Annotated in this window: 12 protein-coding genes; 6 read left to right on the top strand and 6 right to left on the bottom strand. The window is 70.7% G+C overall.

Translation table 11 applies throughout. The features are described 5' to 3' along the window. Positions 1-91 precede the first annotated feature (91 nt). From ACFVST_RS23345 to ACFVST_RS23330, 4 genes are all read right to left on the bottom strand, one after another. Positions 92-931 (bottom strand): aminoglycoside phosphotransferase, encoded by an 840-nt coding sequence (locus ACFVST_RS23345; protein WP_390155280.1) that lies wholly within the window; start codon positions 929-931, stop codon positions 92-94. A gap of 53 nt (positions 932-984) precedes the next feature. Continuing rightward, positions 985-2,046 carry a methyltransferase gene (locus tag ACFVST_RS23340; RefSeq protein ID WP_390155277.1) on the bottom strand — a complete coding sequence of 354 codons (1,062 nt, stop codon included), beginning with the start codon at positions 2,044-2,046 and terminating at the stop codon, positions 985-987. Positions 2,047-2,091: 45 nt separating this feature from the next. Next, positions 2,092-2,718, bottom strand: a complete 627-nt coding sequence (locus ACFVST_RS23335) for a dihydrofolate reductase family protein (RefSeq protein WP_390155274.1) — start codon at positions 2,716-2,718, stop codon at positions 2,092-2,094. 126 nt (positions 2,719-2,844) lie between these two features. Beyond that, on the bottom strand, positions 2,845-3,180 hold the full coding sequence (locus tag ACFVST_RS23330) for a deoxyxylulose-5-phosphate synthase (RefSeq protein WP_390155272.1): 336 nt from the start codon (positions 3,178-3,180) through the stop codon (positions 2,845-2,847). Between the two features lie 526 nt (positions 3,181-3,706). Here ACFVST_RS23330 and ACFVST_RS23325 point away from each other — a divergent pair. The 4 genes from ACFVST_RS23325 to ACFVST_RS23310 are packed head-to-tail and all read left to right on the top strand — an operon-like array spanning position 3,707 to position 8,994. Next, entirely contained in the window at positions 3,707-5,218 is a 1,512-nt protein-coding gene (locus ACFVST_RS23325) for a xanthine dehydrogenase small subunit (protein WP_390155269.1), read from the top strand. Further along, on the top strand, positions 5,215-7,620 hold the full coding sequence (xdhB, locus tag ACFVST_RS23320; protein WP_390155266.1) for a xanthine dehydrogenase molybdopterin binding subunit: 2,406 nt from the start codon (positions 5,215-5,217) through the stop codon (positions 7,618-7,620). Before ACFVST_RS23325 ends, xdhB begins: the two co-directional genes overlap by 4 nt. A gap of 1 nt (position 7,621) precedes the next feature. Further along, positions 7,622-8,494: a xanthine dehydrogenase accessory protein XdhC gene (gene xdhC, locus ACFVST_RS23315; protein WP_390155289.1), complete on the top strand. Its 873-nt coding sequence runs from the start codon at positions 7,622-7,624 to the stop codon at positions 8,492-8,494. 47 nt (positions 8,495-8,541) lie between these two features. Continuing rightward, positions 8,542-8,994, top strand: a complete 453-nt coding sequence (locus ACFVST_RS23310; RefSeq protein WP_390155286.1) for a nucleoside deaminase — start codon at positions 8,542-8,544, stop codon at positions 8,992-8,994. Between the two features lie 165 nt (positions 8,995-9,159). On the opposite strand, the gene ACFVST_RS23305 is transcribed toward ACFVST_RS23310, so the two are convergent. Further along, positions 9,160-9,843 (bottom strand): helix-turn-helix domain-containing protein, encoded by a 684-nt coding sequence (locus ACFVST_RS23305; RefSeq protein WP_390155264.1) that lies wholly within the window; start codon positions 9,841-9,843, stop codon positions 9,160-9,162. A 277-nt stretch (positions 9,844-10,120) separates the two neighbouring features. On the opposite strand from ACFVST_RS23305, the gene ACFVST_RS23300 reads away from it, so the two are divergent. Both ACFVST_RS23300 and ACFVST_RS23295 read left to right on the top strand, forming a co-directional pair. Continuing rightward, positions 10,121-11,575: an NCS2 family permease gene (locus ACFVST_RS23300; RefSeq protein WP_390155261.1), complete on the top strand. Its 1,455-nt coding sequence runs from the start codon at positions 10,121-10,123 to the stop codon at positions 11,573-11,575. Positions 11,576-11,659: 84 nt separating this feature from the next. Further along, a complete protein-coding gene (locus ACFVST_RS23295) occupies positions 11,660-12,361 on the top strand; it encodes a type 1 glutamine amidotransferase (protein ID WP_390155258.1) in 702 nt (233 codons plus the stop codon). 8 nt (positions 12,362-12,369) lie between these two features. Here the strand turns inward: ACFVST_RS23295 and ACFVST_RS23290 are convergent, their stop codons facing one another. Continuing rightward, entirely contained in the window at positions 12,370-12,561 is a 192-nt protein-coding gene (locus tag ACFVST_RS23290) for a hypothetical protein (RefSeq protein ID WP_390155256.1), read from the bottom strand. Between the last annotated feature and the right edge of the window lie 39 nt (positions 12,562-12,600).

Here is a 12,600-nt window from a genome sequence, read left to right as displayed (position 1 = left end):
GCCCTCGTACTGGACGTACTTGGGCGTTTGGCCGGTGCGGCGAGAGTGCGTGCCAGGGCACGCGACGCCGCGGAGATCCAAACGACACGGCCTAGCTGTCCGCCCTCCGCCTCCGCACCTTGGCTGACTTGTCCACCACGGCCCCGATCGCCCCCGCATACCGCTCTTGCACACCGGACCCGACCCGTCCGCCCCGCCCCGCGTTCTCACTGTCGGCGACAAGCCGGAAGATCAGCGCGCGGATCAGCATCTGCCGCCACCGCTGCTCCCGGGCCGGGTCATCGCCGGCACCCGTCAGCAGTTCGGGCGGAAGGTCGAACCACAGCAGACCGTCCGCGACCACCACGGCCTCCGCGAAGAGCGGCGGCCGCCAGTACGGCGAGAAGTCGATCACGATGGGTACCCGGTCCCCGTCCTCGTGGTCCTCCGCGTCCTCGGCGAAGAGCACATTGCCGGTGAGGTCGCCGTGGATGAGCTGGGCGGCGTCCTGCTCCACCGGGCGCCTCAACTCCAGCAGGGTGGCGAGGGGTTCGGCCAGGTCATCGACCACCTCGGCATCCTGCTCAAGCCACGCGACCCGGTCGCCCACCGCCCAGGGGTGGGTACGCCGATCGAGGAAGTCCGGCCGGGGCACCCCGCGCAGCGCGGTGTGGAAGGCGCGCCCGGCATCGAGCACACCGGACCAGCGCCCCCGGGGACCGGGCTCACCCGCCAGGAACTCGCAGGCCGTCCAGCCGTCCACCACACACCGTCCGTCCGCCGCCCGCAACGGCCGCGGGACGCGGAAGCCGCTGCCGTGCACCAGGCTCTCGGCCAACTCGGCGGCCCATTCGGCCTCTTCGTCGGATCCCTCGGCCGGCTTGAGGACGGCCCCACCCACGCGGACACTGCGCCCCTGCCCACCGGCCAGCGGGACCGGCACACCCGTCACACCGAAGGCGTCCAGTACGGCCCGGGGTAGGACCGTGTCACTCGGCCGCCCGGTCACCCGGGGAGGTCCGAACCGCCTGGGGGCGGGGTGGCGCGGCAGTCGAGCACGGCCAGTTCAGAGGGGGCGGTGCCGATGGTGTGGCGTGCGGTGACGGTGAGACCCGCCGCGGCGGCGAGCGCCGTGTACTCCTCGACGGTGCGTTCACGGCCGCCCGAGATCACCAACATGCGCAGGCTCATCTCGGCGAACATCGCGGGGTCGTCGCCCGCGGTGCCGTGTGACTCCACGATCAGCACCCGACCGCTGCGACCGGCGGCCTCGGCACAGCGGCGCAGGATCGCGGTGGCCTCCTCGTCGGACCAGTCGTGCAGTACGGCGCTGAGTACGTAGGCGTCGGCGCCCGAGGGCAGCGGGTCGAAGAAGCTCTGACCGGCGAACTCGCAGCGCTCGCCCAGGCCTTGACCGGTCAGGGCGCGGCGCCCGCGGGCCACCGTGTCCGGCAGGTCGACCAGGGTGCCGCGCATTCCCGGGTGGGCGGTCAGCACCTCGCCGAGGAGTGCGCCGCTGCCCCCGCCGACGTCGACCAGGTGGTGCACCCCGCTCCAGTCGTAGCCGGTGGCCACCGCGGATCTGGTCGAGCCCGCCATGGTGGCGTCGAAGGAGGCGCCGAGTGCGGGATCGGCGGCGAGGTCGTTCCAGAAGGGGGCGCCGTAGGCCTGCTCCCAGGCGGGGCCGCCGGTGCGGACGGTGTGCAGCAGCTCGGTGAAGACCAGGTCCATCCGGCCGCCGAACTCGTCCAGGTCGAACATCCTCCGCAGGTCCGCCGGGTGGTCGGAGCGCAGCAGTGCGGAGGTCTCGGTGTTCGCGAAGCGTCCCGGGGCGGTCTCGGTGAACAGTCCATGGCAGTCGAGGTGGCGCAGCAGCCGGCCCAGTGCCTCCCGGTCGGTGCCGGTGCGCTCCGCCAGATCCTCGACCCGGTCCACCCCCTCGCCCACCAGGTCGGCGAGGCGCAGGGTGGCGGCCACCCGTAGCGCCATGGGTGTCACCAGATCCGCCATCGGCGCCAGCCGCCGCCAGCCCGAACCCGCGCTCCCGTTACTCCCGTTCTCTGCCATGCGCCCACGCTAGCCACCGGCACCGGCACCGGCACCGGCACCGGTTCAGCGGGCCGCCTCCGGGTCGGTCATGTCGCCGAAGGCCGGTTCGCCGGCCCACTCGTACTCCAGTTGGAGGCAACCGTTGGGAAACGTACGGGAGTTGGCGAGTCGGAGGGCGGCGGGGGGTGCGCCGCCGTCGAAGACCCGCTTGCCGGTGCCGAGGAGCAGTGGGTACACCCACAGGTTGATCTGGTCCACCAGTTGCTCGGCGAGCAGGGAGCGGACCAGGTGGAGGCTGCCGATCACATGGACCCGGTCGTAGCGCTCCTTCAGCGCGGCCACACCCTTGGCGAGGTCGCCTTCGAGGACCTGCGCGTTCTCCCAGCCGAGGGGGTCGGTCAGGGTCCCGGTGGCGACGTGCTTCGGGATGGTGTTGATCAGGCGGGTGAAGTCCATCTCGGGTGGGGCGGTGGGCCAGTAGTCGGCGAAGAGGTCGTAGGTGCGGCGGCCGAGGAGCAGGGCGTCCATGTGCTCGGCCTGCTCGAAGATCAGCCTTCCGGCCTCGGCGTCGATCAGCGGCGCCTGCCAGCCGCCGTACTCGAAGCCGTTCTCCACGTCCTCCCGGGACGCGCCGGGCGCCTGGGCGACGCCGTCGAGGGTCATGAACTCGGTGACGATGAGCCGGCCCATGATCTGCTCCTCTCACTGGGGAATGGTGATGCGCTCTCCCCTGTGAGACGGCTCGGGCCGCCCGAACTCATCGGTGCCGCGACGACGACCTGTCCCCCGCTGCCCGTACCGCGGTGTCCGGCCTGGTCAGGGCAGTTCGCGGCGGGTGAGGGAGCGGGCGATCGGCTCGCCGGTGCGGCGGGCGTACCGCAGGCGTTCGCGGACCTCGCTCAGGGTGCGCGGACGGTAACCGGGCCCTCCGCAGCAGCTCTTGTGGAAGCGGACCCCCGCGTGCAGCAGCACGGAGAGGACGCGCCAGCCCTCGGTGTCCCGCCGCGGCGGCGGCGCGAAGGCCGAGCCGGCGTGGATCATCGGCTCCGCACAGCGCGGGCAGCCGCGCTGCACCCGCTCCCGGTCGTACGGCTGCTTGTACGAGGCCCGGCACGGCAGGCAGACGAAGGAGGTTTTCGCGTGGCCGGTCATGGGGGCAGGGTAGGCAGGACGGGCACTTCGGCGCATGTGGTTTGCGGCCCTTAGCACGGATCGAGGTTGGGCGCATTGCTGCCGTATTTCGTCGTGCGATCGACCAAGGGATACGGCGGTGGGTGAACGCCGCGCCATAGGTTCCTCTAGACCCTTTACCGGTCTTCACAGGCTGTCTTGACCGGGGTACCCGCGGCGACCTAGTTTCGAGCGACCGACTCGCGGCGTAGGGAAGGAGGCGATTCGGATGTCGTTTCTCTCCGATCTTCAGCGCCTCGCCCGGCGGACCGCCTGGGTTCCGGGACGGGTGGCGCACGGCTGCTGAGCGGCCTCTCGCCGGTGTGCCGTCCGCGGCCCCGGCCCGCCCGCTTCCCGTCCCCTTTTCCGCTTCCCGTTCCAGCCTGCGGCAGGCCGCACCGTGCCGATATGCGTTCCGGGTTCTCATACTGTGTTCACCGACACCGAAAGCCCCAGAAATGGCAACTAGGACAATGAGTAGAACCGCGTACCGAAATGAGGAAACAGCATGGTAGCGGCGCGGGTCACGGTCAATGGGAAGGTCATTCCTCTTTCCCCGGCCGCACCCCATACGACGGTCCTGGATTTTCTGCGGGACCGCGGGCTGACCGGGAGCAAGGAGGGCTGCGCGGAGGGTGAGTGCGGCGCCTGTTCGGTGCTGGTGGCCCGCCCGGGGGTGGACAAGCCCACCGACTGGGTCGCCGTCAACGCCTGTCTGGCGCCGATCGCGGCCATGGACGGCCAGGAGATCGTCACCTCCGAGGGGCTGGCCACCGCCGGTGAGCCGGGTACGGTGCCCGCGCTCCACCCGGTGCAGGAGGAGATGGCGGTCCGCGGTGGCTCCCAGTGCGGCTACTGCACACCGGGCTTTGTGTGCAGCATGGCCGCGGAGTACTACCGGCCGGGCCGCTGCGCGGCGACACCTCCGAACACCGGCACCGACACCGACACCGAGGCCGGATCCGGAGACGCGGGGCACGGTTCCGACGCCGAGCACGGGCCGAACGGTTTCGATCTGCACTCGCTGAGCGGGAACCTGTGCCGCTGCACCGGCTACCGGCCCATCCGCGACGCCGCGTACGCCGTGGGCGCGCCCGCCGAGGACGACCCGCTGGCGCGGCGCCGCGAGCAGGCGCCGCCCGAGCCCGCCATCACTCAATACGCCCTGGACGAGCGGGAGTTCCTGCGCCCGGGCACCCTCGCCGAGGTGCTGCGGCTGCTGCGGGAGCGGCCCGGTGCGGTGGTGGTGGCCGGCAGTACCGACTGGGGGGTGGAGGTCAACATCCGTTCCCGCAGGGCGGATTGCGTGATCGCCGTGGACCGGCTGCCCGAACTGCGGGCGCTGAGCGTGGAGTCGGACCGGATCGCGATCGGGGCGGCGGTGACGCTCACCGAGATCGAGCGCCGTCTCGACGGCCAAGTCCCGCTACTGGCCGAGCTGTTCCCGCAGTTCGCCTCCCGCCTGATCCGCAACAGCGCGACCCTCGGCGGCAATCTGGGCACCGGCTCCCCCATCGGCGACAGCCCGCCGGTGCTGCTGGCGCTGGAGGCGTCGCTGGTGCTCGCCGACGCCGACGGGGAGCGCGAGGTGCCGCTGGCGGACTACTTCACCGGCTACCGGCAGAGTGTGCGGCGCCCCGGCGAGCTGATCCGCTCGGTGCGCATCCCGCTGCCGCTGGCCCCCGTCACCGCCTTCCACAAGATCGCCAAGCGGCGGTTCGACGACATCTCCAGTGTGGCCGTCGCCTTCGCCCTGGACATCGAGGACGGCGTCGTCCGCACGGCGCGTATCGGACTGGGCGGTGTGGCGGCCACCCCGGTACGGGCGCACGCCGCCGAGGCCGCGTTGGAGGGCGAGCCGTGGACGGAGCGGACCGCCGAGGCCGCGGCACGGGTGCTCCAGGCACAGGGCACTCCGATGAACGACCATCGGGCGAGCGCCGGTTACCGTTCCGCGATGCTCGGCCAGAGCCTGCTGAAGCTGTACGCACAGACCCCTGATGAGGCGGTGTCGTCATGAGCCATCTGTCCGAGCGGCCCGAGCAGCCCGTCGTCGGCGTCTCCATGCCGCACGAGAGCGCCCGACTGCATGTCACGGGTGCCGCGCTCTACACCGACGACCTGGTGCACCGCACCAAGGACGTACTGCACGCCCACCCGGTGCAGGTGATGAAGGCCCACGGCCGGGTCACCGCGCTGCGTACCGGGGCGGCGCTCGACGTACCGGGTGTGGTGCGGGTGCTGACCGTGGACGATGTGCCCGGGGTCAACGACGCCGGGATGAAGCACGACGAGCCGCTCTTCCCCGAGGAGGTCATGTTCCACGGGCACGCGGTGGCGTGGGTGCTCGGGGAGACCCTGGAGGCGGCCCGGCTGGGCGCGGCGGCCGTAGAGGTGGAGCTCGACGAGCAGCCCTCGCTGCTCACCCTGGACGAGGCCATCGCGGCCGGCAGCTACCACGGTGCGAAACCGCTGATGGTGACCGGTGACGTGGACGCCGGGTTCGCCGACTCCGCGCATGTCTTCTCCGGCGAGATCACCTTCTCCGGGCAGGAGCACTTCTACCTGGAGACCCACGCGGCGCTGGCCCACGTGGACGAGAGCGGCCAGGTGTTCGTCCAGAGCAGCAGCCAGCACCCGTCCGAGACACAGGAGATCGTGGCACATGTGCTGGGGCTGCACAGCCATGAGGTGACCGTGCAGTGCCTGCGGATGGGCGGCGGTTTCGGCGGCAAGGAGATGCAGCCGCACGGCTTCGCGGCCGTCGCGGCGCTCGGCGCCAAGCTCACCGGGCGGCCGGTGCGGCTGCGGCTGAACCGCACCCAGGACCTCACCATGTCCGGCAAGCGGCACGGCTTCCACGCCTCCTGGAAGATCGGCTTCGACAGCGAGGGCCGTATCCAGGCGCTGGACGCCACGCTCACCGCGGACGGCGGCTGGAGCCTGGACCTCTCCGAGCCGGTACTGGCCCGGGCGCTCTGCCACATCGACAACACCTACTGGCTGCCCAACGCCCGGGTCGCGGGCCGGATCGCCAAGACCAACACCGTGTCCAACACGGCCTTCCGGGGCTTCGGCGGCCCGCAGGGAATGCTGGTCATCGAGGACATCATGGGCCGCTGCGCCCCACTCCTCGGCCTGGACCCGACGGAGCTGCGGGAGCGGAACTTCTACCGCCCGGGCCAGGGCCAGTCGACCCCGTACGGGCAGCTCGTGACGCATCCGGAGCGGATCGGCACGGTGTGGCGGCAGGTCCAGGAGGACGCCCGGTTCGCCGACCGCGGGCGGCGGATCGCGGCGTTCAACGCGGCGCACCCGCACACCAAGCGGGCGCTGGCGATCACCGGGATCAAGTTCGGCATCTCGTTCAACCTCACCGCCTTCAACCAGGGCGGCGCGCTGGTGCTGATCTACAAGGACGGCTCGGTCCTCATCAACCACGGTGGCACCGAGATGGGCCAGGGCCTGCACACCAAGATGCTCCAGGTGGCCGCCACCACCCTGGGCATCCCGCTGCACAAGGTGCGGCTCGCCCCGACGCGGACCGACAAGGTGCCCAACACCTCGGCCACCGCGGCCAGTTCGGGCGCCGACCTGAACGGCGGCGCGATCAAGCACGCCTGCGAGCAGTTGCGGGAACGACTGGTCCAGGTCGCGGCCGGACGGCTCGGGGCGAACGCCTCCGACGTCCGGATCGTCGGCGGAGTCGCCCGCGCCCTCGGCGGTGACCAGGAGCTGGCCTGGGACGAGTTGGTGCACACCGCGTACTTCCAGCGGGTGCAGTTGTCCGCGGCCGGCTACTACCGGACGGAGGGCCTGCACTGGGACGCGCAGACCTTCCAGGGCACACCGTTCAAGTACTTCGCGTACGGTGCCGCCGCGACCGAGGTGGAGGTGGACGGCTTCACCGGGGCATACCGGATCCGGCGGGTGGACATCGTGCACGATGTCGGCGACAGCCTGTCCCCGCTGATCGACCTCGGGCAGGTGGAGGGCGGTTTCGTGCAGGGCGCGGGCTGGCTGACGCTGGAGGACCTGCGCTGGGACACCGGCGACGGCCCGCACCGCGGCCGGCTCCTCACCCAGGCCGCCAGCACCTACAAGCTGCCGAGCTTCTCCGAGATGCCCGAGGAGTTCCACGTCAAGCTGCTGGAGAACGCCACCGAGGAGGGCGCGGTGTACGGCTCCAAGGCGGTCGGTGAGCCACCGCTGATGCTGGCGTTCTCGGTCCGGGAGGCGCTGCGGCAGGCCGCGGCCGCGTTCGGGCCCGCCGGGATCAGTGTGGAACTGGCCTCCCCAGCGACCCCGGAGGCCGTGTACTGGGCGGTGGCGGCGGCACGCGCCGGCGGGGACCGTCCCGGCGGCGGTGTTCCCTTGAACGGCGAACTCCGCACCGCCGACGGCACGTTGAGCAATGCCTGAGATGACGTGGGTGGCCGCGGTCGCACGGTTGCGGGCCCGCCGGGAACCCGGCGTGCTGGTGACCGTGGCGGCCGTACGCGGTCACGCACCCCGCGGTGCGGGAGCCAAACTGGTCGTGGCGGCAGGCGAGTTGTGGGGTTCGATCGGTGGCGGCAATGTGGAGGCCGTCGCCATCGACCGGGCCCGGGACATGATCGGTGCCGGTGCCGCGGAGCCGGAGCTGATGGAGTCCGCCCTCAACGACAAGGTCAGCAACCGGCACGGGGTGCAGTGCTGCGGCGGCACCGTCACCGTGCTGCTGGAACCGCTGCCGGTGGTCCCGGCGGTGGCGATCTTCGGGGTCGGTCATGTCGGCCTCGAACTGGCCCGGATCCTCGCCCGCCACGATCTGGACCTGCATCTGGTCGACTCCCGTCCGGACGTCCTCACCGAGGCCCGTCTCGCGGTGCTCGGGGACGCGGTAGCGGAGGTCGAGGTGCATCACACCCCGCTGCTGCCGGAGGAGGTGCTGGGCCGGCTGGCGCCCGGCACCCACGTCCTGATCATGACGCACGACCACGCCGAGGACGCCGCACTGGTCGACGCGGCACTGCGCACCGAGGGGCTCGGTTCGGTCGGGTTGATCGGCTCGGCCGCCAAGTGGGCCCGTTTCCGCAAGCGGTTGACGACCGAGGGCGGTTTCCACGACTCCGACATCGACCGGATCAGGACACCCATCGGCATCCCGGACATCACCGGCAAGGAACCCGCCACCATCGCGGTGAGCGTCGCGGCCGACCTCCTGATGGCCTTCGCCCGCGAACGGCGCCCCACCGCACCGAGCACCGACGCACCGCACTCCCCCACCCCCAGCACCGACAAGGAGCATCCGTGACCACCCACACCGCCGGAAACGACATCCGCGAGTTCGAGCGCGCCTGGATGGAGGAGGCGATCCGCCTGGCCACCGAGAGCGTCAAGAACGGCGGCGGCCCCTTCGGTGCCCTCATCGCCAAGGACGGCGAGATCGTCGCCCTCGGCAACAACCAGGTCACCGCGAACTTGGACCCCACCGCGCACGCCGAGGTCACCGCCATCCGGGCGGCCTGCGTCAAGCTCGACACCTTCTCGCTCGACGGCTGCACCCTCATCACCTCGTGCGAGCCCTGCCCGATGTGCCTGGCCTCGGCACTGTGGTCGCGGGTGGACCGCCTGGTGTTCTCCGCCGACCGGGACGACGCGGCCGTCGCGGGCTTCGACGACCGCAAGTTCTACGACCTGTTCGAGAAGCGTCCCCAGGAACTGTGGCCCATGGAGGTCGCCCACCTCGACCTGCCGCACCGCACCCAGCCCTTCGACACCTGGGTCACGAAGGCCGACCGCATCGCCTACTGACCCACCGCACCCGCCCCGAGCGGGTGCCCCCGGTGCCAACTCCGCGGCGCCGCAACGAGGTTGCGGCGCCGCTTCGGTCTGCCCGTCACCGCCTCAAGCCTGGCCCCCGCGACGGTCGCGTGCCGGTTCAGGCGACGGACGACGCACCGGGCGCAGCGACACCCCCTACGTCCGGCCCTTGTCGATCAGGTCCCAGAAGCGGGGGACGATGTCTTCGAGGAAGCGGCGGCCCTCCTCGCCGGAGGCGATGGCGCCGCCCGCGCGGCTGAGGGTGGCCGCCAGCAGGGACTGGTACTCCTGGTGCATGTTCTGCAGGGGCGACCGGAGTTCGCGTTTGTCCAGGCCGGTGAGCTTGCCGATGGCGCGGATGTGCGCCTGCCAGCGGGTGGAGACCGCGTCGGTGAGGAGGCCGGCGAGTACGGTGTCCTGGCCGGTGATGGCGATGAAGTCCCGTGGTGGCAGGCCGAGTAGTTCACCGAGCGTCGCGGACTGGTTGCGGTCCCCGGTCCACTCGCCGGTCTCCTCCATCCGGAGATAGGCGTCCAGCGGGAGCCCGGTACTGCGGGCGATGTCCTCGGCGGCGAGACCTCGGGCCAGGCGGTGCTCCCGGAGGGTGTGGGGGGTGCCCATCAGGTCACCCGGCGAACACCACAACACACCGGCGAGCGCGGCGAGTTCACGCCCTTCGGGGACGGCGGCGCCGCGTTCCCAGGCGGTGATGTGGTCCGGGGTGATGTGGGTCATTCCATAGGAGGCGCGCATACCGTAAGCGACATGGCCGGGGGCCATCCCGAGTTTCTCGCGCATGGTCCGGGCGGCGCGCGCGTGGAAGGGGGGTGGTGGATGCACGCCCAGAGAGTAGGGAGTGGCCCATGGCAGCACCATACCTACTGTCGTCTGCATCCCGATTTGACGGTATAGGTCTGCACCGATTCTGTAGGAAACAACGAGGCACTTCGGTTCGCTAACTAGCTGTTACCGCAAGGTAATTGAGATCACGGCACAGCCGCGTATGATCCGCGAACATGGTGCCGCATGTGCATTCGCACAATCACGTCTTCACAGCTCCTGCGGCACCCGCATACCCCCCGCTCTCATTTTTTGTAGGTCTCAGGAGAAGCAGTCAATGCAGTCCATGCAGACGAGCACGACACCCCCGGCCGACGCGCCTCCATCCGGCCCCGGCGGGCCACTTGACCGGTTCTTCCGCATAACCCAGCGCGGTTCGACCTACGGCCGGGAGATACGCGGCGGCCTCGCCACGTTCTTCACCATGGCCTACATCCTCGTACTGAACCCGATCATCCTGAGCAGCGCGAAGGACAAGTTCGGGGACTCGCTGGATCCCGGCCAACTGGTCACCGCCACCGCCCTGGTGGCCGCGGTGATGACCGTCATCATGGGTGTCGGAGGAAACCTTCCGCTGGCCCTCGCCGCCGGCCTCGGCATCAACGCGATCATCGCTTTCCAGGTCGCACCGCAGATGGCCTGGGACGACGCGATGGGCCTGGTCGTCCTCGAAGGCCTGCTGATCTGCCTGCTGGTGATGAGCGGTCTGCGCGAGGCGATCATGCACGCCATTCCGCAGCCGCTCAAACAGGCGATCAGCGTCGGCATCGGACTCTTCATCGCGTTCATCGGCTTTGTGGACTCCGGCTTCGTCACCCGTATCCCGGACGCGGCGAACACCACCGTCCCGGTGCAGATCGGCACCGGCACCCTCACCGGCTGGCCCATGCTGGTGTTCTGCCTCGGCGTACTCGTCACCATCGTGCTGCTGGCCCGGAAGGTGAAGGGCGCCATCCTCATCAGCATCGTGCTGATGACCGCCCTCTCCCTCGCCATCAACGAGGTCGCGGACATCAAGTCCTGGGGCCTCACCGACCCGACGCTGCCCGACAAGCCGGTGGCGGCGCCCGACTTCGGACTCCTCGGCCACTTCGACCTCTTCGGCTCGTTCCACCAGATCAGCGCCCTCACCGTGGTCCTGCTGATCTTCACCCTGATCCTGTCCGACTTCTTCGACACCATGGGCACCGTCGTCGGTGTCACCGCGGAGGCCGGGCTGCTGGACGAGCGCGGCCAGGTGCCGGGGCTCGGCCGGGTGCTGTTCATCGACAGTGTCGCCGCCGCCGCGGGTGGTGCCGCCTCCGCGTCCTCCGCCACCACGTACATCGAGTCCGCCGCGGGTGTCGGTGAAGGCGCCCGTACCGGCTTCGCCAACCTCATCACCGGTGGCCTCTTCGGACTGGCGCTGTTCCTCAGCCCCGTCCTGACCATCGTGCCGCTTCAGGCCGCCGCGCCCGCCCTGGTCGCGGTGGGCTTCCTGATGATGACTCAGGTCAAGCACATCGAGTGGGACAACTACGAGGTCTCCATCCCGGCGTTCCTCACCATCTCCGTGATGCCGCTGACCTACTCCATCACCAACGGCATCGGCGCCGGCTTCATCTCCTACGTGGTCATCAAGGCCTGCATGGGCAAGGCCCGCGAGGTGCACTGGCTGCTCTGGGGCACCGCCGCCCTGTTCCTGCTGTACTTCGGGATCGACCCGCTGGAGCAGTTGCTCGGCAGCAAGTAGCCCGCCCGCACCGTACGCCGGCCCCGCCACCTTGCGCGGAGCCGGCGTACGGTGCGGAGGGACGACACGAGGGGAAGTGAGCCTGTGCCACGGGTACTTGTGGTGCAGAACACCCCGGGCGGCGGACCACGCCGGCTCGGCGACTGGCTGACCGAGGACGGGCTGACGCTCGACACCGTGCCCGCCTGGGACGGCGCCCCGCCGCCCGACCGGCTGGAGCACGACGCGCTGCTGGTACTCGGCGGCGGCTTTCTGCCCGACGAGGACGACCGCGCCCCCTGGCTGGCGGCCACCCGCGCCCTGGCCGCCGAAGCGCTGGACCGGGGCACCCCCTACCTCGGGATCTGTCTGGGCGGGCAGTTGCTGGCCCAGGTCGCCGGCGGCACCGTCCAGGGCTGCCACGGCGAACCGGAGATCGGCAGCACCCCGCTGACGGTGCGCCCCGAGGCCGACACCGATCCGCTGTTCCACGGGCTGCCGCAGCGGGTCACCGCGGTGGAACGGCACGTCGACTCGGTCACCGCGCTACCGCCGGACGCCACCTGGCTGATGGAGAGCGAGCACCACCCGTACCAGGCGTTCCGGGTGGGCGAGCGGGCGTGGGGTGTCCAGTACCACCCGGAGATCGGCGCGGACCGGCTGCGGGAGTGGGATCAGGACGCGCTGCGCGAGCTGGGCGTCGACCCGGAGGTGGTGCTCCGCACCGCGGACCGGGACGAGGAGGCCGCCGCCCCCGTCTGGCGCACCGTGGCCCACCGCTTCGCGGAGGTCGTGGCACACGGGTAGGCCCCGTCTCAGGGGTCCTGGCGGTGGGTGCGGGGGAGTTCGCGGGGGTCGGTGTCCGCCAGCAGTTCCTCATAGCGGCGGGCGAGGTCCTGGTAGCGCTCCTCGGCCTCCCGCTCCCGCCGCTTGTCCCTGGTGATGAAGTACATGGCGGTAGGTCCCGTGATCATCGACACCACCGGGATCAGGACCCACCACTCCATGCTTCCTCCTGAGAGCGCGCCGCGTCGGAAGTACACCGT

Origin of the sequence: Streptomyces sp. NPDC058045 (assembly GCF_042885635.1) — a bacterium.
GTDB lineage: Bacteria > Actinomycetota > Actinomycetes > Streptomycetales > Streptomycetaceae > Streptomyces.
This window is presented reverse-complemented; position numbering and strand designations above follow the sequence as displayed.